The sequence below is a fragment of the Pseudomonas sp. JY-Q genome (assembly GCF_001655295.1).
Taxonomy (GTDB): Bacteria; Pseudomonadota; Gammaproteobacteria; order Pseudomonadales; family Pseudomonadaceae; genus Aquipseudomonas; species Aquipseudomonas alloputida.
Genome location: NZ_CP011525.1, coordinates 747,923 through 770,372 on the forward strand (window position 1 = coordinate 747,923; position 22,450 = coordinate 770,372).

The following is a 22,450-nucleotide window of genomic DNA, read 5'->3' on the forward strand; positions in this document are numbered from 1 at the left end:
ACCTTTGTATACTGCGCGTCTGCCGCAGGAGTACACATGAGTTCGTTGCCAATCAACGCCGCGTTGCCGGCCCTTCTGAAAGCCCTCCAAGAGCGAGATGAGGTAGTGCTCCAGGCACCGCCTGGCGCCGGTAAAACGACTCGCGTCCCGCTTGCCTTGCTCAGTGAACCATGGCTCCAAGGGCAGACGATCATCATGTTGGAACCTCGCCGGCTCGCAGCCCGAGCTGCTGCCGAGCGCATGGCGAACGAGCTAGGTGAGAAGGTCGGTGAGACCGTTGGCTATCGCATCCGCCTCGACAGCAAAGTTGGGCCGAAGACGCGGATCGAGGTGGTGACCGAAGGAATACTGACGCGTCGTCTGCAGAGCGATCCTTCGCTCGAAGGTGTTGGCTTGGTGATCTTCGACGAATTCCATCTGAGAAATCTAGATGCCGATCTCGCCTTGGCCCTGACGCTCAATGGTCGCGAGCTTTTCAGGGACGATGCACCGCTGAAGGTGCTGCTGATGTCGGCAACGCTGGAAGGTGAAAGGCTGTCCCGCCTGCTGGATGACGCACCGATCGTGACGAGCGAAGGACGCATGTTCCCTGTCTCGACAGTCTGGGGAAAACCTCAGCAACCTGGAGAATACATCGAGCCGCGAGTCATCAGTGCGTGCCTTGAAGCACTTGCTGATCAGACTGGTAGCTTGCTTGTTTTCCTCCCTGGTCAAGCCGAGATCCGTCGAGTCATGACAGGCCTGGAAGATGCTTTGACCCAGTCACCATCACTTCAGCGTGACGTTCTTCTTTGCCCCCTTCATGGTGAACTCGATCTAAATCAGCAGCGGGCTGCGATTGATCCGGCGCCGGCAGGAAAGCGGAAGGTTGTGCTGGCCACAAACATCGCTGAGACCAGTGTCACCATCGACGGTGTGCGGGTCGTGATCGATGCCGGCCTTGAGCGGGTTCCACGCTTCGATCCTCGTAGTGGGATGACGCGACTCGATACTCAGCGAATTTCAAAGGCTAGTGCAACTCAACGAGCAGGTCGGGCAGGTCGAGTCGAGCCCGGTATGTGCTATCGACTCTGGTCTGAGACGCAGCATGACCAAATGGCTTCTTTCAGCTCGCCTGAAATTCAGCAGGCTGACCTCACTGGCTTGGCGCTTCAACTGGCCAAATGGGGCGTTCAGCCGGGCGACCTAAAGTGGCTTGATGCTCCGCCCGCAGCTGCTTACTCCCAAGCCAACTACTTGCTTCGGCGCCTTGGCGCATTACAGCCTGATGGGCAACTGACAAAGCACGGCCAAGCGATGGCCGAGCTGCCAAGCCACCCTCGAATCGCTCACCTCCTGCTGAGAGGTCATGAGCTGGGCCTGGCTGAGACTGCCTGCAACATCGCAGCCCTGCTCGGTGAGAGGGATATTCAGCGTGGTGGTGGGGCAGACCTTCACAGCCGTTTGGCCATCTTGTCTGGTGAGCAACGTGCTCAGCGCAATGAGCAGGGGGTCGCGCAGCGGGCGAAGCAATTGGCTAAGCAGTACCGCTCATATTTGCGTGGCCCAGCATCGCAACCAGTCGCTGATTCAGACGACCCGAAGTGGGTCGGCTGCCTACTTGCCTTGGCGTACCCAGATCGCGTCGCACAGCAACGTCGAGCGGGTGGGGCTGAGTATCGCTTGGCGAACGGTCGAGCAGCGATGTTCACCGAAGCTGATGCACTGATGAAGCATTCATGGCTGGTGATCGCCGACTTGGGTAGCAGGCAAGGCCAACGCGAAGAGCGGATCTACCTCGCCTCCGACTTGGACGAAGCCTTGTTTGATACTGTCTTGAAAGACCAGGTCACCCAGGTGGATGAACTTGATTGGGATGAGCGGGAGGGGGCACTCCGCGCTGAGCGACAAGTGAAAGTAGGGGAGTTGATTCTGTCTCGCGCGCCATTGTCCGACCTAAGCGATGAAGCGCGCGTTCAGGCTTTGCTCAACTGCGTTCGCCGGAAGGGTCTGCAGCTTTTGTCCTGGACACCTGAATTGCGTCAGTGGCAGGCGAGGGTGGAGCTGCTGCGCCTGTTGGATGAAGAGTCGGGTAAGCAGAGCGAGTGGCCCGATCTTCGTGATGAAGCCTTGCTAGTGTCGCTTGAGGATTGGCTCGGCCCCTATGTCGGTAAGGTCACGCGGCTTAGTCATTTTGGTCAGCTCGATCTGTCCTCTATTATCCGCAACCTGCTGCCGTGGCCACTTCCGCAGCAGTTGGATGCGCAGGCGCCCCAGACGGTTTCGGTACCGTCCGGGTCGAATATTCGAATCGACTACAGTGAGCGTCCGCCGGTTCTCGCAGTGAGACTGCAGGAGCTGTTCGGGCAAGCTGACACGCCACGCATCGCAAATGGGCGACAGGTACTCAAGCTGCATCTTCTGTCCCCGGCGCGTCGTCCAGTGCAGGTAACTCAGGATTTGGCGAACTTTTGGGCTTCAACCTACGCCGAGGTGAAAAAGGATTTGAAGGGTAGATACCCAAAGCATTTTTGGCCCGATGATCCATTGGTAGCTGAAGCAACATCGCGAGCTAAACCTAGGGGAACTTGATCCGTCTAGGCAAGGACGATGTCGGATACCGCAGAGGAAAATTGATCCTTGAAGTAAGTGTTTTTGGCATAGTCGATCAATTAATGGCTTTCGTTGGCCGATGCGATGGGTAGTGACGCGGCACTAGCAAGCTTTGAGGCAGACTGCTTAAAAGCGTCAGGATTTCGTCCAATACCGATGCACAGTTGATGTGGGAAGCCCCAGTTCGCGGGCAGCTTCGGCCTGCGTTTTGCCCTGCTGTTTTAATGCTTGGACTGCGCTCACGCGCTCAGCATCGGCTTTTGTGCCGCGAGCTCTCTTTGTGAGAGCGCCATCCGGTAGGTTAGCTTTAATGATTTCAAGCGCTCCCAGTGCCGCTAGCTCTCCCAGTTCATGATGGGCCTGCTCAATCTCCATGTCGGGTAATTTTTGGTCTCTGACTGCCAGGCACAATGCGAGGAGAGTCAATACGCTGATGCCCAGTGATTCCGATAATTTAAGGAGGGTCGGTAAGGTCGGTTGGGCATCGCCTCGCTCAATCATGCTCAGATGCTTAGGACTTATCGCACCCGAGATAGCCTCGTAACGAGCACCTTTCAGTTGACGGATCACCCGTAGCGTCGCGGCTAGCTCTTCCTTCACGTTATGCATCTCAAAAGGAAGGATAGAGCCATAGACCGTTTATCCCACCAAACATCGTTCGTTGCGGTTGGCGGGACAAATCCTTATGATGGCCATTCGGTGCGTGGCGCGCCGGCCATCTTGCGATGGACGCCAAGTAGTCTCTGCCATGAGGCTACGCATGAGACCGTCCTGGATGGGCTTGCACAGGGCCAGGTCAGGCTTGGACTAGGGTTTGAAACCGTGTTTGTTACCTATAGCAACGACCTTCAAGGGCAGTTCAGAGTCCCGGAGGCAACGCGGATGCTTTGGCGATCCGTAGACATCAGTCGATGTGAGTATTCATTCCTCATCGAAGGAATGGGCATAGAGGATGGATGCATAGGGCCTATCGCGCATCTCGTAAAAGATGTCCCGACTGTTCAGATGATGCAAACGGCAGAGCTGGGAAATTTCCTCAGTGTCAGCAAGATCCACCTCATTACTCCTTCTGAAAAAAATGGTGGCGGGTCGTACGCGATGGAACTGTTGTCTGAGATCCGGGTACAAGCCGGCACGGAATCCAGGCCGGTGTACGAATTCATCACCCAGGGTGGGCAGGTTTACTCCACTGCTAGGCCGACGAGGTCGTCTGTTTGCGCCTGAGCTAGGAAAGTTTTTCCGTCTGGGATGAGGTAGGGAAGCAGGCTGACCTCAGCACTGTTTTTTCGTTTATCGCGCAGCTGATCCAGCACATCGACGCACCCTGTTTCCGCGGGGGTGGGGATGCTTGCGCGCTGTAAAAATTGCAGGAGCAGATTTTGTTCAAATTTGATTGCAGACAGGTCACTGGGGTGATCGAAACCCTCCATGTCTCGAGCACGGAGCAGGGCACGGTAACGGCCTACATCGTCATCGATGGGCAGGTGCTGCCAAAGGTGCTGCTGCCAGGGAAGATCTATGAAGAGCTCGGCAAGGGTCAGCGGGTTACGCTGTACGGCTTCTTCACCAAGAAGAAGGACAAGATGCAGAACCAAGCCACCATCTACGCCATGAAAGGCGAGAACGGCCTGCTCATCGCGGCAAAGGAGCTTCAGTTCAAGGTACCGATCTTGATCATGGTTTCCGCGATTCCTTTAATGATCCTCACCTTCGTCATTGGTTGCTTCGCGTCCCCCTATTTGATCTACCTGGTGACGGGAAGCGAGGATCCGGACTATCTAGTGCCGAATACCTTCATCTGGGCTTTTTGGGAGGGTATCGCTGCAGGCGTGTTCATGCTCGGGTGCGCAATCAACTTCATCCGAAAGAGCAACGATCCAGAGGGTTGGGCACCGATCGGAATTGCAGAGCTTTCTCAGCGCTTCAGCAAAGCTTTCAAGTAAGTGCCTGTAGCCAGGCCTCCACTCCGTTGGAGGCACTGGAGGGGCGACCAGTCAGCTGATACGGAGACCAGGCGATACGATGAGAATCACGGTTTATTCAGATCTCCATCTGGAGTTCGTTGATTTCCAGCCACCTGCGACAGATGCTGATCTGGTCGTGCTGGCCGGCGACATCTCGGTGCGTGGCCGGGGAGTGACGTGGGCGAACGAAGTCTTCGAATGCCCAGTGATATACGTCTGTGGCAACCATGAGTACTACAAAGGCCACCTCCACCGCACACTGACCAAGATGCGCGATGCCGCTGCAGATCATGTGCACATCCTAGATAACGAGTCCCTGATCATTGGTAACACGCGCTTTCTGGTCGCGACAGCCTGGACGGACTATTCCGCCACGGGCGACTACAAAGCGGCGATGAGGGTCTGTGCCGACTGGATGACTGACTTTAAGAGGATCCGGATAGGGGAGGGCTTCAGCAAGCTTCGCCCAGTTGATCTCATCGCTCGAAACATTGCTACACGCGAGTTCCTGGCCACAGAGTTGGCGAAGGACTTCGACGGCAAGACAGTGGTCATTACCCACCATTGCCCCATCCAGGATGTCGCTGGCGATGGTCACGAAGGCCACCTCGGCGCGGCGTACTTCAACCAGTGGCATGACCTGGTGGCCCAGGCCGATGTCTGGATCTTTGGCCACACCCACCACGCAGTCGACACGGTCATTTCAGGCTGCCGACTCGTATCGAACCCTCGAGGCTATCCGGGCGAGCGCACAGGCTTCTCGTCGGACTTCACCATCGAGATTTAATCTGCCGTGGTGCGTTGCTTAAGCATCGAGCAACAGGAGTAGGAGCAGGAACAACGAATGTCAGACGAATTCGTCATCGAATATCACATCAAAGAGCTTTCAGATTTCCAGCTCAAGCGGATCGCTCGTGCGATGGTTTTCAGGTACTCGCCACCTGTCACCGCCTACTTGAGCGACGTCTTCATCGCGTCGGAGTGCGCAGTCGGCATCGTATTTGGCCACACCGATCCAGGGCAATACGGGCAAAGGGCGGATGGGCACATCTTTCAGACGTCTAGCATCGAGCATCTGAAGAAGGTAGGGCGATACTGGGTGATCACTACAGCAGAGGGGCGGTTTGTGCTGACGTCTTTCAAGCGGGGATTGGGGAGGGCGGGCTTACGAGCGCTTACTGCGGGGATGATTCCAACAGCATAGCCAGGCGCTTCCGTGCGCTGGATGAACGATGCTGCGATCAAGCGTCCGAAAGCGTTGTTCTGCGTCGGTGGATACTACTCAAAATTTTATAATCCCGGATTCGGTCGTGGGAGAGGTGGCCGGCATCAACCAGACCTCGAATGTAGCCTTCGGCTTTTCCCCTAGCCTCCCGTAGATCACTCACACATGTGCTGTGGTGAATGTCATCGACGATGAGTTGCCAACGCTGACTCTGACGAGCACCAACCGGATCGTCGGAGGAGTCGGGCGCAGTGAGAAGCGTTTCGTAGTAGCCAAAAATTGGGGGAATGCTCAAGTACAGCGCTCCTTGCGTTGAGCTTTCACCAAGGCTAACACGCGCATGCCTAATCACCTGTTGCTGGTCGGCCCATGGGCTGGCATCACGTGTATGAGGTACCGAAGGCATCACTGCACAGGAGGTTAAACTTGATTAAACGGCGCGCGCCCCTTTCCACATCCAAGACCGTCAATGTCTCGCCATCAGCCATGCCCCGCACGGTAGCTAAGGCGATGCGGGTCGAGTTCGAACGGGAAGTCACAGCCTACCTGTCCTCGGTTGAGTATGGGCCGCATGAGCTCTTCCTCAGAGGGGTGGTCTTCGGTGACCGGGAGCGGCGGTTTGATGATGGTGATTCCATCCGAACTTCCAACATCGTGACCTATGAAGACTTCCAAGGCTATGTAGTCGCGCGCACCCTCAACAGCACATACGTTGTCTGTGATTGGGCGGCGGATGGTGCGAGAGGAGGCACGAAGGCCCAGCATTAAGCTGATCAGCGGAGCTGTTCTTTAGAAAGCAGTTAGCTACGCGGTAACGGGTAGGGGATGCAGGCGGGGAGATGTGACTTTTTCAGCATTAGGTTGCAGCCAAAGCATCCCCCTTGCAGGAAGACCAAAAAGCACAGCTCACTAAGGCCACAGAAGGCCTGCACTACCTCGACTTAATACTCACAGCCCCAAGAAGCTGATGACCTCAGGAAGCTCGTACAAGAGCTCCAAGCCTCAGGTAAGCACTCCGGGCTGGCCGGCGTGTTCAGATCTATCATGGAAGATACATGGAGCGGTGATGCCAAAGTGCTCACCGGCGCCTGGCTGACTGGTGGCTCAGTTTTAGGCGAGTCCTTCCTTCCGACAGCCCAGCCCATCACGAGCAGAACCAGCAGCGGCAGAAACCATCATTGACCTTTCTTGCGCATATCCTTTGCACCCTCGACGTGAGATCTGTCCTTTTCAAGCAGTAGGTGGCTGGATCGCAGCAGCACCGAATAGTCCTTTTCGGTAGGGTAGACCTGGCGAGCAACTTTCCATCTATCTTCGCTGCTTACTGAAATGTCCTCCTGCCAGGGCAATACCCCATTGCCATCAAAATTGACTTCGTGAGAGGGCTGTTCGGGCTGGACTTCATCTGCCTTGGCTATATCATTGTGCCATCTTCAGGTGGGTGGCCTTATGATATCGCAGGACGCATTGATCCACGGGATTGAAATTCGCAAGAAGACCCAACAAGGTTTGAGCTCCAACCTACTCCGAGCAATGCAGGTTGCTGGCACCCGAGCAGACGGATCGCCTGGGAAGCTAAGCCAGCAGCTGTTATCCGACTGTTCAGGCGTGGCACGCTCAACCATCAGTAAATATTTGACTCAGCAATCTGAAGCCAATCCTGACTTGGAGACGCTCTGCCGCCTCGCGGCCACTCTAAACGTTTCGCCGGCACTGCTGCTCATGACAGAAGAGGATTGGCTGCACCTTGCCCACGGCTTGGTGACCGTTGCACAAACGCTTAATAACAACCAATTCGACGACATTGCGGCGCAGCTCGGCGAAGCATCGTCAGGCAATCCTCTGGATCGGGCCGATGCAGTTCTGAAAATGGCAGAGCATATTGGCGTCAAACCGCGACATACCTTCGAAGCGGAAACACCCAGCCAGCGCAAGCTCAAACAGGGAATCTTGACCACAGCTGCCTTGCCCGTGCACCCCAGATTCCAAGATGGAATTTATGCCCAACTACTGCCGCTGTGCATCGTACTGGGCGCTCGAATCATTGACCAAGGAAATCAAATATGAATCTGGCCGACATTACTTCGACAAGCGACCTCGAAAAGCTTCTGGCCGTCTCCGAGGTGGACGACATCATCGCGTTGGTGAACTACCTTACCGACAACGGTGCGGGTCGCCTAGCCCTTGATGGCGATAATTGCAAACGGCTTGTCGCCGCTCGCAATGCGCGTCGTTTTTCAGTTGGGGACTACGAATTGATCGCCAAAGAGATCCGCTTGTTTGGCGGAAATTCCATTTTGAATCTGTTCCGAAAGGACGGTGTGCCGTATCAGGAAATCGTCGAAGATGTAGCGAAGCATTTAAAGGTAAATTTCGGCAAAGATCCCATCAATGTTATCGAGCAGGAGATTCTCGGAAAGATCCTATCCCGTGCGTTCGACCAGATGTCCGAAGAAGAACGTCAGGTCATCCTGGAGGAGCTGGGCGTCGCCAGCTACTCCACCGCAGGGCCTGCTGCCGCCATCGCCGCTATTTGCGCGGCGAAGGCGGGTGGGTTCGCCACGTACAAACTCGCGGCAATCGTTGCCAACGCTATCGCTAAAGCGATTTTGGGAAAGGGGCTTACATTTGCAGCCAGCGGTCAAATGATGCGCACCATCAGCGTTGCCATCGGCCCGATCGGCTGGGCTATTACAGCGCTTTGGACGGCTGCTGACTTGGCCAGCCCCGCCTATCGCGTCACGGTTCCTTGTGTCGTTCAGTTGGCGTACATGCGCCAAAAGGCAATTATGGCCCTAGCTGCTAAGACCTGTGGCAATTGCAAAGCCAGCATCGTGCGCTCGTCGCGGTTCTGTTCTGAGTGCGGTACGCCCGCCGCAGTATAACCGGCCTCAGCATGTATCCCCACACCCTTATTGTGGTGCAGCCGCATCGCGTTAAATTGATAGGAGTAACACCATGGTCATCGTTTCAGGTTTGAACCAAGCCCAGATTGAAGGGCTTGTAAAGGGCAGAAATTCATTTGAGGTGCATGGCCTGCGGGGTAACTTTTCGGACGGTGTCAAGCTCGTTGAAACGACAATTGAGTCTCTCGGCCTTAAGTGTCGCGTTAAAAGTGATGTTAAAAGCGCAGTTCTCCAAGGGGGGGTTCTTGGAGCAGCACTCGGAGTGCTGTCAACTCCTGTAACAGTAGCTACCCTTTCGGTTGGCGCGGTGGCGACAGTAGGGCATACCTTGGCGACGTATAATCCAGACTACGAAATCTTAAAGGACTACGTGAACAAAAGTCTCAAGGTGAATTACAAGAAAAAATGATGGACTAGGCCGGAGTCGTATACGTGTGCACTCGACGGTACACTCCCGGACAATACGCATGCTCAAGGCCTATGCGTTTGAAGACGCTATCGGTGTTATGAGGGCGTAGCATGTGAATGTCGAATTCTGCCTCCTGACCACCGCAAGTATACCGATGCACTGGAGGCTATGAAGCGTTACCACCCGGCACAAGAAAATGGTGTGACAGGGTCGGACTGGAGCACCTTCGTCAGATGGTTGAGCATCGGTTTTTAGCAGCGACCGACTGGTCGCTGCGCGCACTTGGTTCCCATCTGAGGCCAGCCAACAGCGTTGGGAGGTTAGCTGAGCCCTCTAACCTCACGAAATCAACCATTGCTCGGCACATATTGCTTTCGTTTGCCCATGCCTGCCCATGCCTGCCCATTGCAACCACATCATTCATCAGATAGCTTCAGCAAAATCATTATGCGGCCCAAAGGGCTCTAGGGAAGGAAAATGGCCTACAAATCTAGTTCAATCGCGAGTGTTATCCGACATCTGAATCGTGATTACTATCTCCCCGCGATTCAACGCCCCTATGTGTGGACACCTGAGCAAATCGTTCGCCTCTTCGATAGTCTTCTCAAAGGTTATCCGATCAGTTCCTTCCTGTTCTGGGATATCGATGGGCCGCAAGCCAGTCAGCTCGATATCTACAAGTTCGTAGAAGACTTTAAGTATGGCGATTTTCATAATGAACTAGCGGCATCCGGCGGTGAGCACCTCACCCTAGTACTCGATGGTCAGCAGCGCTTAACCTCTCTCTTGATCGGTCTGCGAGGAACTTATAAGGTCAAACTGAAAGGTAAGCGCTGGCAGAATCCAGACTCTTGGGTGCGTCAGAGCCTCTATCTTGACCTGCTGAAGGATGCTAGTGATGAAGAGCTAGAGTCGGACATCACATTCGGGCTCGCATTTTTTGCTAATCCCCCGGTCGAGCAGGACGGCAGTCACTGGTTCCCAGTCAGCCATATAATGCAATTCGATGATAAAGACCGGTTTGATGATTATTTGGAAAAATTGCTCGACCTTTTGGAATCGAAGGATGTTGCGCGAGCGGATTGCCGTATCGTCGAACGGAATCTGAAAAAGCTGTACCATGCTGTCTGGGTTGACGAATCCATTGCCTACTTTACTGAAACGAGTAAATCAATGGAGCGTGTACTGGATATCTTCGTGCGGGCTAACGAGGGCGGCACAAAGCTAAGCAAGTCTGATCTGCTCTTGTCGACCATTACGACTATGTGGGGAGACTTGAACGCCAGGGAGGAAATCTATAGTTTTGTGGACTATCTTAATACCGGGCTAGCTCGCAATAATAGCTTTGACAAAGACTGGGTGATGAAGGCGTGTCTTGTTTTATCTGACCTGCCCAATGCTTACAAAGTTTCTAACTTCACTAAAAAAAACCTAGATCTGATCCGTCAGAATTGGGATGGGATCAAATCTGCGCTCGAGATGACAGTGCGTCTCGCGAATGATTTTGGCATTGATCGTGAGACCCTGACTAGCGCGAATGCCTTGCTCCCGATTGCCTACTATTTCTTCAAAACTTCGGTTCGCTTCAATTCGACTGATGCTCATCACGTTGATGCAATCAGTGCGATGCACCGCTGGTTAGTTAAGACCCTGCTGGCTAGCACATTCGGTGGTTCTTCTGACGGCACCATTAGCCAGTCCAGGAAGATCATTCAAGAAAGCCTGACAACCTCCAAAGAATTCCCTGAGCGGGCGCTTCTTGTTGGGCTGCGTCGTCAGAGCCAGATTGATTTCACTGACCCGAGAAGCCTCGACGACCTTCTCGCGCTGACTTATCACGACTGGACTACCTTCTTCGCTCTTTCCCTGCTTCACCCTGATAAACGGTGGGGTGCCGCTCAATACCACGTGGATCACATCTTCCCACAGGCTAGCCTTACCAGAGCCAAGCTACTTTCCTGTGGTGTTTCGGAGTGGGCACTTGAGGGTTTCCAGGAAGGCAAAGACCGCCTAGGCAATCTGCAGCTGCTGCCATACCGAGACAATCTTGAGAAGTCGGACAGTGCCTTTGAGGAGTGGCTCGCCGGGCGCAGCGCGGCTTTTGTTGAGGAGCATTCAATACCAGGCGACAGCAGCCTGTATCAGACAAGCCGATTCCTTGAATTCCTCAAAGCTAGAGACTTGCTACTGAGGAAGCGCTACGCCGAGCTTCTCGGCTTCAGTGAGCAGTCGTATTCAATTGATAGTGGCGAAGAAGAAGTCGATGTCGAGTTGACCGGAGAGGAGTGCGACTCAAAAAAGTAACTGGCTCGCTAGACTTGGTGCCTCAAGCCCGGGACGGTTCAACGTTCTCCCCCGCCCTGAAAAAGGCTGGAGGATTCACTGTCGGGCGCAAAGGTAGCGAGCAGAAAATCGAACATTACCCAGATGCTTTGGCTTATCTACGTTCACAACCATCCGCTCACTGGCGAAGGCCGAATGCTGAGGGAAATTGGGGAATTGTGAGCGCAGTTCGTTGGATAAACATCAACGAAGCATGATACGGAGGCCGGGGGGCGCAGATCCGACAAGCGGAGCGCGCCGGCGTGTCGGATGGACGCCCGACGGGTCGAGACGTCGGCGCACGACGATGGCTCGATTCACGACAGCCGGGCCTGGCAGGGCACGCCCCCATCGCTCTACAAAGCTTGAGCATCCGTACGGGTATGTTCAATCCGGACGAGGCGAAGTACGCCAACGGCGTCCTGGTCGAGCTGCCATATCCAACGGACGACTCACGTTTGCTGACAAAAGCAGCGCAGGAGGGCGTGGAGCGGGTGTTCCGGGAAGGGTTCCGCTATAGCACGGCGGAGGTGTTGCTCCTCGACCTCAGCCAGCCCATCGAGATTACCGGTGACCTATCCGCGACTGCTCAGCCTGTGGCGAGCGAGAAGTTGATGGGAGTGCTCGATGCGGTGAATGGAATGGTAGGTGGGGTAGGGGACGATGCGGTTGGCGAGTGTGCCGGTCGATCCCTCATGGGATATGCGGCGGGAGATGATGAGCCAGAGCTTCACGTTGATGAGCTATGGACGGTTTACCGCAAGTAGTATGGCTAGCGGTACGAGCGATTGCGCCAAGTCGGCGAGGAGTTGCGGCAAAATGGCATTGTGCTTTGAGATATCGTAGGATATGACAGTGCCCCGCTAGTCTAAAATAGTTTGTGTCAGTTTATTTTTAGTCAAGGATGATAATGAACATTCAGTCTTATATTGCACAGGTTACGGCCATCATGGACGACCTGCGCGTAAAGGAGGCAGATGGTAAGTTTGCTGCCCATTATACCAATGCGCAGACACCAAAATTCCTTCTAGCAGCTGCTACAGAAAATAAGATGCGTCAGTTCGACGGAGACTACATGAATGATCCCGAGGAGGGGCGATATCTAGTCGATGTGATGATTGCAGCTGCTCAAGAGTGCACTCATCAACATAAGAGTAACTTTGTTGAGCGGTTTGCAAAGCTTCGAGATTCTCGCCTACTATATTCAGCATACAGAAAGGCAACATTTCTGTCATGCTGGACTATCACGCCGATTCGTAATGGCGCAGAGGACTCAAGTGATTCTCTGAATCATTGGCGCTTCTACGGGGACGATGGCAAAGGATCCTGTATTGTCGTTCCTTTGAAAAATTTGATTCACATTTTTCCTGATCAGCTTTTCAAGGTTATCTACGGCACAGAGTCGAGAGGCGGGGGGCGTGGTGCAGGTGAGCGGCCAATTAGAAAGCTTAAAGATGCCCTGATCGCTCGATTGAACTCGCTTAGAGGGACTTTGCACTTGGCAATGGAAGACTTGGAGGCCGTAATCCAAGCAACGCACCCGTTACTGTTTCTCTTCAAGTCTTCAGAATATTCGTCTGAGGAAGAGGTGCGTTCAATCGGTCATGCCTCGAATTACTCAACGAGAGAAGGCGTATTGTTTGATGATAGAAGCCCACGGCGGGCCTATATTGAAGGAAATCCGGGAGTGATCTGCAATGGCTCGATTCTCTATTATGGCCCAAAGGCGGATCCTAAGCACGCGATAGAAGTAATGGGGCTGGCAGCAAATTTAGGGGTAGATATTGACGTTTACGTAAGCTCAATGCCATATCGATAGATTCCAATAAGTGACTTTTAGGGCGTAATATTGAAATTTAGGTTCTACCAGGGCCCAGGATACTTGTGGTCTGTACGCTGACTGGGTTTAAACGGGTGGTTGATTTAGAGGCGGGGCCGCTTCAGTTGGCTCTGTCATGTGCGTGAGAGGTTCTGCCAATGCAAAAGGTGTGCATCGACTGTATTGGAGATGAAGATCTAAAACAGTGGATTAGAGAATTAAATAGCCATAGAGGATGCAGCTTTTGTAGCCAGCATACGCTTCTTGCAGCTCCCCTTGGCGAACTCTGTCAGCATATTGAACGAATCTTGGAGATGAATTACGGGAAGTCAGCAAATGAGCTACCTTTTTGCAGTGCTGAGGGAGGTTATTTAGGGGACTCTTGGTCGACTTATGAGCTGTTGTTTGAAGAGTGTTGCCTCGATTTGCCCAATGATGTCGACGGTTCGTTGAGAATGGGAATTATCGGATTGCTCGTTGATGATAATTGGTGTAGGCGAGATTGGGTGGCATTGGATGAAGATGAAGCAATGCGATTTGCGTGGGGCAGATTCTGTAATCACATTAAACACGAGCGGCGGTATTTTTTTCAAAATCTCGACTCTGAATGTGTAAGTTATGACTCTTATTCTCCAGTAGAATTGCTGGCCGCAATAGCTCAGTTGGTTGACGCGGAAGAGCTAATTATCACTGTGAAGCCTGGTTTGAAGCTTTTTCGTGCACGACCAGGATTTAAAGGGCGAAATCCAACTGCAAAAGATTTCGGCCCACCCCCAAGGGAGGTTTGCCAGAGTAATAGAATGAACCCCGCAGGTGTGCCAATGTTTTATGGGGCGCTTGATCGCCGCACTGCTGTTTATGAAGTAAAAGAAAGGATTAGCCGCATAGGATGCTTTGAGGTGGTCAAGCCATTGCGCTTGCTTGACTTATCTAGTTTGCCGATGCTTCCTGGTGCCTTTTCAACTGAGTCCCCTAGACGGCGTCTTTTGCTCTCTTTTCTTCATTATTTCACGAAGGAGATAATGCAGCCTGTCGCACGAGATGATCGCGTGCATACAGAATATGTACCATCGCAGGTCGTTACAGAGTTCTTGCGCGATTTTAATTTTGAATCCGGTCGCATCGACGGGGTCATGTACGGTAGTGTGGCTTCGCCAAAGCCTGGGAGGCGTAATGTCGTTCTATTTCTGGAAGATCTAGAACCTGAGCAAGGCCCGTACTTTCCTAAAATTAACGTTCCATTGAAATTCCTCCGAGCTTGTATAGTGCGGCTGTAATGATGCATGGTGAAACAGGAGCCTATGGGGCTATGGCCACGTATGTGAAATACTTGATGTAATGAGTGAAGACGGGGACGCTTTTTTAGTTTAGTATTTAATCTGATCTCGTCCTTGGAGTAATTATTGTGTCTCGATTAGCAGAATTCCGTCAGCTTGAGCAGCAGCTTGCCGCACAGCTCGCAGAGCTTGAGGCCTTGAAGGGCAGCTCCGAGTTGCAGAAAGAAATCGAGTTTGAGACCAAGCTGCATGATCTGTTGGCTAAGTACGGCTACAGCCTTCGTGATATCATTAATATCATGGATCCTCAAGCCAGCGGTCGTGCCTCCGCTCCAGCAGCAATTGAAAAGGCCCCGCGCCGCGCCCGCCAGGTAAAGCAGTATAAGAATCCGCACAGTGGCGAGATCATTGAGACAAAGGGCGGCAATCACAAGCTTCTCAAAGAGTGGAAATCCCAGTATGGCGGCGATGTGATCGAAGGCTGGCTCGCCCAGTAATATTCTTCATTGCTAGTTTGCTAAGCCTCCTAATGGGGGCTTTTTCTATGGTGGTGTCGTCACCTCTTCCATCTGGGCGATGCATAGCCACTCCCCCCGACACCCACCTCGCAGGCGCATTTCGTCCGCATTACCTATGCAGCCGGGCATTTTCCGAATACTGTATGCCCATACAGCATTAGAGGATGCCGCCATGACAGGCACCAGTCTGCCCGTAATGTCGATCCAAGAGTGGCGACAGCTGCTTAACGACACCGAGGCACTGCTTCACGCGCCGAAGAAACATCACCGGGAGCTTCTGCACCACGCTTATGCACTACGTGATACGCATGCCGTGGACTCAGGAACCTTGGCCGACATGTTGGAGCTCGCGGACGAAGCATTGATGTACGCCCACTCCGTCCAAGCTGATCAGCAGTGGTAGGATAAATACATGCCTTGGTGGCATGGCGTCGTGTGGCATATCCATGACGAAAGGGAGAGATCGTGAAAAGAGATCTGAGCAATGTGCTCATGCCCGACCATCCCCTGTACATCGGGGCTGTGGATGCGTTGAAGGTCTACCATAAGGCTGAAGCTGACGGGGTCGAGGGAGCGGAGCTGGAGCGCCTCCGGTTGATGGCTGAGCATCGCTTCCAGGCGGTCACCGACTATCAGATGCACGCCCTCGGCGGGCCCGCTGAGAAAGGTCATTAACAGATGGGCAGTAAGCGTCCGGCGAACTCACCTTCCGAACTCCAGCATTAAGGGCGATGGTGTCCGCGTATTTTTAAGCGGACGCGATCACCCTCATCGCCAGGATTTCCATGCGCCAACGAAGCTCTTATCCGAAACCGTTCAAAGCCCAGGTCGTTCAGGAATGCCTGCAACCTGGCGCAACCGTGTCCAGTGTCGCCATCAACCACGGCATCGATGCCAACGTCATCCGCAAATGGCTGCCGCTCTATCGAGATCAGCCCGCAGCGGCTTCACTACCAGCTTTCGTCCCGCTAAAAGCCGCACCTAAACGGCCAGTCGAAGCGTCAGTGATCATCGAGTTGCCCGTGGCCGGGCAAGTGATCACGGTGAAATGGCCAGCCTCGGATCCCGAGGGTTGTGCGCAATTTATTCGGGCTGTGGCTCAATGATCCGCATCGATGCCATCTGGCTGGCCACCGAGCCGATGGATATGCGCGCCGGCACCGAGACGGCATTAGCCCGGGTGATTGCGGTGTTCGGTGCGGCGAAGCCGCACTGCGCTTATCTGTTCGCCAATCGCCGGGCTACCCGGATGAAAGTGCTGGTGCACGATGGCGTCGGTGTCTGGCTTGCCGCGCGGCGCCTGAACCAAGGCAAGTTCCACTGGCCCGGCATTCGCCACGGCTGCAAGGTCGAACTCGACAGCGAACAACTCCAGGCGTTGGTGCTGGGCCTGCCGTGGCAGCGCGTCGGCTCAGGCGGCGTGATCAGCATGCTGTAACCGCCGGCCATTTGGCCGGTCTACTTGTCGTCGCCCCGCGCCTGCTCTGGCACAATCGGCGGCATGACTTTCTCGCCCAACCTCGACCAGATGACCCCGGAACAGCTTCGTGCTTTGGCGGCACAGGCGTTGCAATTGCAATCCCAGGTCGAGGCGATGAGCAGGAAGATTCAGAACGATGAAATCCTCATCGAACAGTTCAAGTTCGAAATCGCCCTGCTCAAACGGCACAAGTTTGCCAAGCGCAGCGAGCAAATCAGCCCGGCGCAAAGCAGCTTGCTGGATGACCTGCTCGACACAGACCTTGAAGCTATCGAGGCCGAGCTAAAACAGCTTCTCCCAGATGCGCCACAGGCCGAACCACGGCAATCCCCGAAACGTGCGCCTTTGCCGCCGCAGTTTCCACGCACGGTGATTCGTCACGAACCCGAAAACACCCAGTGCGTCTGTGGCTGCCAACTTCAACGCATCGGCGAAGACGTCAGCGAGAAGCTGGATTACACGCCGGGCGTGTTTACCGTCGAGCAACATGTGCGGGGCAAATGGGCCTGTCGCCAGTGCGAAACCCTGATCCAGGCACCGGTGCCAGCCCAGGTTATCGACAAAGGTATCCCGACCGCAGGTTTGTTGGCCCACGTGATGGTGGCCAAGTTTGCCGATCACTTGCCGCTGTACCGGCAGGAGAAAATCTTTGGCCGCGCCGGGCTGGCAATTGCTCGCTCGACCCTGGCCCAGTGGGTCGGACAAACCGGCGTGCGGCTTCAGCCACTGGTCGATGCACTGCGTGAAGCCGTGCTGAACCAGGGCGTGATCCACGCTGATGAAACACCGGTGCAAATGCTTGCGCCAGGCGAGAAGAAAACCCACCGGGCCTATGTCTGGGCCTACAGCACGACGCCGTTTTCAGCGCTCAAAGCGGTGGTTTACGACTTCAGCCCAAGCCGTGCTGGCGAACATGCGCGCAACTTCCTAGGTGACTGGAACGGCAAGCTGGTCTGCGACGACTTCGCTGGCTACAAAGCCGGTTTCGAACAAGGCATCACTGAAATCGGCTGCATGGCCCACGCCCGGCGCAAGTTCTTTGATTTGCACGTGGCGAACAAAAGTCAGCTGGCTGAACAGGCCCTGCACTCGATCAGCGGCTTGTACGAGGTCGAACGTCAGGCGCGGGACATGAGTGATGAAGAGCGCTGGCGAATACGACAAGAATTGGCGGTGCCGATCCTCAAAAAACTGCATGACTGGATGTTGGCTCAGCGCGACCTGGTGCCCAATGGATCAGCCACGGCCAAAGCCCTCGATTACAGCCTGAAACGCTGGGTAGCGCTGACGCGCTACCTGGATGATGGGGCTGTGCCCATCGACAACAACCAGGTCGAAAACCAGATACGGCCATGGGCACTCGGGCGCTCGAACTGGTTATTTGCGGGATCCCTGCGCAGCGGTAAGCGGGCTGCGGCAATCATGAGTTTGATCCAGTCGGCGCGCATGAATGGGCATGATCCGTATGCCTATCTAAAAGATGTGCTGACGCGGCTGCCGACCCAACGGGCCAGTGAGATCGGACAGTTGCTGCCGCATCAGTGGGTGCCGGCCTGACTTACGCAAGGTGAGTTCGCCGGACGCTTACGATGGGCAACCTGATGCCGATCCCCAACAGCAAGGTTCGGAATCTGCACTTTTCTCGCGGTTCACGGCCTGTCTCCCATCAGCGACTCAAGTCGCTACAAACATTCAATGGGGGCATTTCAGAAGGGTAGATCTTCACCATCAAGGGGCAGGTGTGCTGCTGGCAGCTTCGGCGACAGGGCTTGGTGAATGCCCTCGAGCCGTCCCAGCATTTCGTCGAACGTGATCACGAGCACATCCTTCAAGCTGTTCCGATACTGCTCGAAAGCACGCTGTTCAACAACCTTTGTTGGGGTACGGCCAATGATGACAATGGCCGCCACGGCATGTGCGTAGACACGTTCATCATCGTCATCAGTATCGGTAAGGTTGGAAATGCTCTTCTGTAGAACGCTTCTCTGACTGATGACCTGGGCCACGCATCCACTTAGCTCGTAGGAGGGCACGTAAGTCTTGCGGTAGGCTTTTCCGAGTAAGTCTTGTCCGGGGTGCTTAATCTCGATCAGAGCGAGGTTTCCAGTGGCCTTCGCCGCCATAAGAAAATCCGAATATTGACCTCCCTGGCCTCTGAGATTCTTCCCTCCGACGTAGGGCTGTTCTGAAATCATTTTCACAGGGTAGCCGAACGCCATATCGAGCACGAAAGGATGCTCACTCAAGAAGCTCTGCCACTTGCCCTCAGAGACCTTGCCCTCCAGCAGCCGCCGGTAGACCTCAATTAGTTCTCCGAGCGTGATGAGTTCAATTTCGGACTTGAGCTGATACAGGGTCTTCGGGGCCGATTTCGCCAAAGCAGGAACGCTCTGTTGGGCAAGCTTTACGACCTGCGTTTGGTCTTTGGATGATAGGCGAGGTTCACCAACTCCCAGCGCTACCAGGTTGGCAAGAAGATCTGGCGGCAGCTTCCGTTCACGGGGAGGATGGATCTTGGGATCTGCTTTGTGCAGTAGTCCTGTGTAGCAAACGAGCTTCTTATCCGCAGCAGTTTCTCGTTGATGTCGCTGGGTTAGCCTGTCCAAGCTTTTCCTCAGTCGTTCAAGCCGTTCGACGCCTAAGTAGAACTCGTTGCCTTTGATCTTCGCATCAGAGCTTCCAGAGCCACCATGCAGGATAAGCGTGTCCACCTCCTCCAAGTCATTCAAAGCCTGAAGGATGTATCGGTACTCATAGTGGAAGCCAAGACCATAGCGCCAGTCTTTGGTAAGCCCGGCTGGAAGAAGCTCAAGCAAGGCATCAAGCTCATCTTGATCGGTAGGGTATGTATAGTCATCGTACAGGGGTGCGGTTACTACTATCGACTTGATGTTGTCGTACTTGGGCTTGCCGTACTCGGGGTTTTCCGAGCGAGCGATGATTGGGTAAATGGCCACATAGTCGGGTGTGACCATCAAAATGAGATGCCATCCTGACGCATTGTTCGGTAGGGGGACATCGCTATAGTAAACGAAGGTCGGGCCACGGAAGTCATTTTCGTCGTAATCGCCCGAGTCAATTGCTTCAAGCTCTCTCTCGCTTAACCCTCTGGCTTCGCCATTGTCAAAACGAAGAAATGGGCCGCCATCGGTGCGCTGCTGCATGGCGTACTGCGAGGGCCGCATAGAAGGCATGGTGCTGACATCCCTGATCTAGAAAGTGGTCGCCGAAGGCGTTATACCGAGTTTAACGAGCCGCTTGAGTTCCGGAAAGGCGCTCACCAAATGCTAATATGTCAGGGCCATCGACGAGCGCCTGTCAAGGTATTTATCCAATCAGCAAGGTCGTGGTTCAAAGAGAAAGGCATGAGGGCCATTGACGCGATACGAGTAAAGGAAGGAGAGGTTCAGCGCCTCCTTGAGACAAATGGCTTCATTGAACCCAATCTCTCCGGCTCTGCCGCACGAGGCGATGATCACGAAGGCAGTGATCTCTATCTACACGCTCGAAGATGAAATTCAAGCCCTTGTGCATGTGCCGGTCGACTTCCACGTGCACACCAACATGCCTGAGCACCTCAAGCGATCCATCGAGCGAGAGATGGTCACGCTTTAGCTGTGAACATGCTCGCGATGATCCTGGCGTCCAGTAGGGCGTGGTGAGGCAGTTCTTCCCCATCATTCATCGCGGCCAAGGTCGTAGCGTCAATGGGGAAGTTTCTGACATTCCTAGGCCACTTCCCATCGTCGTAAGCGAGTTCGCAGAACAGCTCCCAGTCGTAGTTAGGTGCATCAGTGACAACCTCGAGTTCTTCGTCGTAGGTTGCCAAGAACCGTAGGAGTGCCGACCGGGCCTCGATGATCGGCATGGCGTACTTACCGCCCCAGAGCTGTGGCAGCACGATCTCCTTCACGAACTCGCTGCAGTCCTCTTCTCGCCATGCATCCATCACTTCCACGTAGAATTCCGTGCCATCCTGGCCAACCAGAGCCAGAGAGATCAGCTTCGCCTGTGCGGTGAGCTGAGTGAATTCGCAGTCCAGAAAGAGCCTCATAATTGAATCTCCGTCATGCCTAGAAATCGCCTAACCCTCGCACGGGAAGGCCTGCTTTGGGAAATTGCCCTCAACCACTTCGGCCCTGGGCAACTGCTTCAGATTGTCGTTGAGCTGTGGGACGCTCTCGAGTTTCCGCAGCGAACGGCGGTGGATCATTTGTCCACGGCTACGTTGAGCACTCAGGTACTGAATATTTTGAAGATTACCCAGACCAGAGTAGGTGCGTTCGTTCCCCTTCGTGAGGTAGCACTAGGCACGGTGACGCTGTACTCACGCCACGCCAGTAATCTGGCTGATGGGTTATTGGCTCGACTCCCGGTAATGCAGCTCACGAGAGAGCTGAATTGAGATCGCCCTTATGTTTTTAACGAAGGACGGACAAGAAGTGCTCACTGCTCGCGGCCTCAATGGGCGCCGAGCGAGCGCTGCAGTGGCTCGTACTCACTGGCAGATTCGCCTGCTGGTAGACAACTACGAAGCCCATCCGGAGAGCGATGACTATGACTCGAGCCACGTCTTAGGCAGCGCCCGATCTGAAATCGACGACACCGCTGTGGACTTTTTCCATTACGAATCAGCACTGAGTGGCTTCATGCAAAGCCTGCAGTTCTGCGTGCTGGAGTACCTGGAGCAAGCCAGAAACCGGATCAGACCTACCATATGCGCAGAGCTGATTTAAGGCGTTATGGCCCGGTGGCGCCTACCGAAGCGCCATCTTACTTTCTGCACCGAGTTGAAGGTGCTCGTCAGCGCGGACGATTGCGCTTTCCCTAGCCGTGGACGCAATTCTTAGTGACGGTCTCTCCCGTAGCGAACCGGAGCCTGCTGTTCACAGAAATTATCGCTAGGAGATAATTATTGCTGAGCCATAATTTCAAATAATTTCCCAGGCTCCGAATCGGCCCTCCTATTTTCGGCTGGGGTGATCCGATCAGAAAGGGGTTAAGCAATCCAGCGTGGGGGCGGCGTAGCCGGCGTCCAGCCGAATTCTCGAGGGGCCTGTTGCACCTGCATGCTCCCCTCTCAGCACTGCATCGACTGTTCGGGCGGAAGCCCGCCTATGGCTTTACGCTCGCAGCTATTAGTTCCGCTGGGCGAGCCGTGGTAGAGGCGTAGGCAGCCAACAATGCTGATCAGTTGCGGACTACCCGCGCGGCGATGCATGACGCAAAGGTGACCTTAGGAGAGAGGGGCCATGTGTGGTGGGGTGATGGCAGTCCAGGCTTTGATCGCCGCCACGTAATGTATGGTACCGCTCACTGGTCATTCAAGATGAACAGTACAGGCCGAATCCGGGCTGATGAGCACGGATGGGTTCATGTTTTTACGCCGGTAGGGCTGGCTTTCCACCAGATGGAGAAACAAGCCCAAGCTCTGCCAGCGCCTTGAGTCCGTTCGCGTCTACCACCTGAGTGATATCCGAGGATTTCCAACCGGCCATCTCGTTTTTGAAGATCGCCGCCGAGCGGAATGGCAGTGTGGAAACAGCCTCAAGCATGCCAACGCAGCGGTTCTGGTAGCGGTCAAAGTCGTCTACCTGTAGGAAATAGCAGCCGCTGTAAGTCGAGAAAACGAGCTTAGCTGAAGCGCGAAGACGAAGTTGTTCCCTCAACAGTTCGAGGGCGAAGCCTGTGCCACGCACAGCTTCAACGGCGATGATCAAGCGATTCGGGCACAGAGGCAGCTCATGAATTGCTCCATCCTGAAGGGCAATGGACGAGCGACGCTCACCGGTATCTGCCACCCCCACCTGAGGCATGCCTGATCCGGGCTCATCGACCTGATTGTTATCCATGTTTATTCATATCCTAAGTTCGGTAGGTGGCACTCTCTGACTATTGATCAGGGTATACGTACCTCAGCCCACTGACAACGGAGGTG

General features: G+C 54.4%; 24 protein-coding genes and 1 pseudogene. 20 read left to right on the forward strand and 5 right to left on the reverse strand.

The window, feature by feature from the left end; all coding sequences use genetic code 11:
• Nucleotides 1-36 precede the first annotated feature (36 nt).
• Nucleotides 37-2,571, forward strand: a complete 2,535-nt coding sequence (hrpB, locus tag AA098_RS03330; protein WP_012274333.1) for an ATP-dependent helicase HrpB — start codon at nucleotides 37-39, stop codon at nucleotides 2,569-2,571.
• A gap of 156 nt (nucleotides 2,572-2,727) precedes the next feature.
• Here the strand turns inward: hrpB and AA098_RS03335 are convergent, their stop codons facing one another.
• Together AA098_RS03335 and AA098_RS29425 are read right to left on the reverse strand one after the other, a co-directional pair.
• Entirely contained in the window at nucleotides 2,728-3,201 is a 474-nt protein-coding gene (locus AA098_RS03335; protein ID WP_080516269.1) for a helix-turn-helix transcriptional regulator, read from the reverse strand.
• A gap of 572 nt (nucleotides 3,202-3,773) precedes the next feature.
• Nucleotides 3,774-4,022 (reverse strand): hypothetical protein, encoded by a 249-nt coding sequence (locus AA098_RS29425; RefSeq protein ID WP_171577294.1) that lies wholly within the window; start codon nucleotides 4,020-4,022, stop codon nucleotides 3,774-3,776.
• Between AA098_RS29425 and AA098_RS03345 the strand changes: the two genes are divergently transcribed.
• From AA098_RS03345 to AA098_RS03420, 17 genes and pseudogenes are all read left to right on the forward strand, one after another.
• The gene (locus tag AA098_RS03345) at nucleotides 4,005-4,535 is read left to right on the forward strand and encodes a hypothetical protein (protein ID WP_223296390.1); all 531 of its coding nucleotides are present in this window, start codon (nucleotides 4,005-4,007) and stop codon (nucleotides 4,533-4,535) included. The genes AA098_RS29425 and AA098_RS03345 overlap by 18 nt on opposite strands.
• A gap of 79 nt (nucleotides 4,536-4,614) precedes the next feature.
• Nucleotides 4,615-5,343: a metallophosphoesterase gene (locus AA098_RS03350; protein WP_012274330.1), complete on the forward strand. Its 729-nt coding sequence runs from the start codon at nucleotides 4,615-4,617 to the stop codon at nucleotides 5,341-5,343.
• Nucleotides 5,344-5,400: 57 nt separating this feature from the next.
• Entirely contained in the window at nucleotides 5,401-5,760 is a 360-nt protein-coding gene (locus tag AA098_RS03355; RefSeq protein ID WP_012274329.1) for a hypothetical protein, read from the forward strand.
• A 447-nt stretch (nucleotides 5,761-6,207) separates the two neighbouring features.
• Complete coding sequence (locus AA098_RS03360; protein ID WP_049773273.1) at nucleotides 6,208-6,549, forward strand: hypothetical protein; 342 nt, start codon at nucleotides 6,208-6,210, stop codon at nucleotides 6,547-6,549.
• A 681-nt stretch (nucleotides 6,550-7,230) separates the two neighbouring features.
• Complete coding sequence (locus tag AA098_RS03365) at nucleotides 7,231-7,848, forward strand: helix-turn-helix domain-containing protein (RefSeq protein WP_012274327.1); 618 nt, start codon at nucleotides 7,231-7,233, stop codon at nucleotides 7,846-7,848.
• A complete protein-coding gene (locus AA098_RS03370) occupies nucleotides 7,845-8,666 on the forward strand; it encodes a ubiquinol-cytochrome C chaperone family protein (RefSeq protein ID WP_012274326.1) in 822 nt (273 codons plus the stop codon). Before AA098_RS03365 ends, AA098_RS03370 begins: the two co-directional genes overlap by 4 nt.
• A 73-nt stretch (nucleotides 8,667-8,739) precedes the next feature.
• Nucleotides 8,740-9,096: a hypothetical protein gene (locus AA098_RS03375; protein ID WP_012274325.1), complete on the forward strand. Its 357-nt coding sequence runs from the start codon at nucleotides 8,740-8,742 to the stop codon at nucleotides 9,094-9,096.
• A gap of 477 nt (nucleotides 9,097-9,573) precedes the next feature.
• Nucleotides 9,574-11,400: a DUF262 domain-containing protein gene (locus AA098_RS03380; protein WP_012274324.1), complete on the forward strand. Its 1,827-nt coding sequence runs from the start codon at nucleotides 9,574-9,576 to the stop codon at nucleotides 11,398-11,400.
• Nucleotides 11,401-11,783: 383 nt separating this feature from the next.
• Nucleotides 11,784-12,185 (forward strand): annotated as a pseudogene (locus tag AA098_RS03385) (DUF4113 domain-containing protein); the annotation flags it as partial.
• Nucleotides 12,186-12,328: 143 nt separating this feature from the next.
• The gene (locus AA098_RS03390; RefSeq protein ID WP_012274321.1) at nucleotides 12,329-13,237 is read left to right on the forward strand and encodes a DUF2971 domain-containing protein; all 909 of its coding nucleotides are present in this window, start codon (nucleotides 12,329-12,331) and stop codon (nucleotides 13,235-13,237) included.
• Between the two features lie 158 nt (nucleotides 13,238-13,395).
• Nucleotides 13,396-14,514, forward strand: coding sequence for a HEPN-associated N-terminal domain-containing protein (locus tag AA098_RS27885; RefSeq protein ID WP_012274320.1), 1,119 nt, complete (start codon nucleotides 13,396-13,398; stop codon nucleotides 14,512-14,514).
• Between the two features lie 128 nt (nucleotides 14,515-14,642).
• A complete protein-coding gene (locus tag AA098_RS03395) occupies nucleotides 14,643-15,011 on the forward strand; it encodes a histone-like nucleoid-structuring protein, MvaT/MvaU family (protein WP_012274319.1) in 369 nt (122 codons plus the stop codon).
• Nucleotides 15,012-15,204: 193 nt separating this feature from the next.
• Nucleotides 15,205-15,435, forward strand: a complete 231-nt coding sequence (locus AA098_RS03400) for a hypothetical protein (RefSeq protein ID WP_064615157.1) — start codon at nucleotides 15,205-15,207, stop codon at nucleotides 15,433-15,435.
• Nucleotides 15,436-15,497: 62 nt separating this feature from the next.
• Nucleotides 15,498-15,707, forward strand: a complete 210-nt coding sequence (locus tag AA098_RS03405) for a hypothetical protein (protein WP_064613828.1) — start codon at nucleotides 15,498-15,500, stop codon at nucleotides 15,705-15,707.
• Between the two features lie 110 nt (nucleotides 15,708-15,817).
• A complete protein-coding gene (locus tag AA098_RS03410; RefSeq protein WP_064613829.1) occupies nucleotides 15,818-16,138 on the forward strand; it encodes a transposase in 321 nt (106 codons plus the stop codon).
• A complete protein-coding gene (gene tnpB / locus AA098_RS29690) occupies nucleotides 16,135-16,470 on the forward strand; it encodes an IS66 family insertion sequence element accessory protein TnpB (protein WP_064613830.1) in 336 nt (111 codons plus the stop codon). The genes AA098_RS03410 and tnpB overlap by 4 nt, the downstream gene beginning before the upstream one ends.
• A gap of 63 nt (nucleotides 16,471-16,533) precedes the next feature.
• Entirely contained in the window at nucleotides 16,534-18,069 is a 1,536-nt protein-coding gene (locus AA098_RS03420) for an IS66 family transposase (protein ID WP_010792763.1), read from the forward strand.
• A gap of 149 nt (nucleotides 18,070-18,218) precedes the next feature.
• Here AA098_RS03420 and AA098_RS03425 read toward each other — a convergent pair whose 3' ends face one another.
• Entirely contained in the window at nucleotides 18,219-19,676 is a 1,458-nt protein-coding gene (locus tag AA098_RS03425) for a Shedu immune nuclease family protein (RefSeq protein WP_156747501.1), read from the reverse strand.
• Nucleotides 19,677-19,938: 262 nt separating this feature from the next.
• Between AA098_RS03425 and AA098_RS03430 the strand changes: the two genes are divergently transcribed.
• Nucleotides 19,939-20,127 (forward strand): hypothetical protein, encoded by a 189-nt coding sequence (locus AA098_RS03430; protein WP_256545207.1) that lies wholly within the window; start codon nucleotides 19,939-19,941, stop codon nucleotides 20,125-20,127.
• Here AA098_RS03430 and AA098_RS03435 read toward each other — a convergent pair.
• The gene (locus AA098_RS03435; RefSeq protein ID WP_064613832.1) at nucleotides 20,117-20,566 is read right to left on the reverse strand and encodes a 3'-5' exoribonuclease; all 450 of its coding nucleotides are present in this window, start codon (nucleotides 20,564-20,566) and stop codon (nucleotides 20,117-20,119) included. The two genes, AA098_RS03430 and AA098_RS03435, sit on opposite strands and share 11 nt — an antisense overlap.
• Before the next feature lie 433 nt (nucleotides 20,567-20,999).
• Between AA098_RS03435 and AA098_RS03445 the strand changes: the two genes are divergently transcribed.
• Complete coding sequence (locus AA098_RS03445; protein WP_156747502.1) at nucleotides 21,000-21,248, forward strand: hypothetical protein; 249 nt, start codon at nucleotides 21,000-21,002, stop codon at nucleotides 21,246-21,248.
• 645 nt (nucleotides 21,249-21,893) lie between these two features.
• Here the strand turns inward: AA098_RS03445 and AA098_RS03450 are convergent.
• Nucleotides 21,894-22,364 (reverse strand): hypothetical protein, encoded by a 471-nt coding sequence (locus tag AA098_RS03450; protein ID WP_064613835.1) that lies wholly within the window; start codon nucleotides 22,362-22,364, stop codon nucleotides 21,894-21,896.
• Between the last annotated feature and the right edge of the window lie 86 nt (nucleotides 22,365-22,450).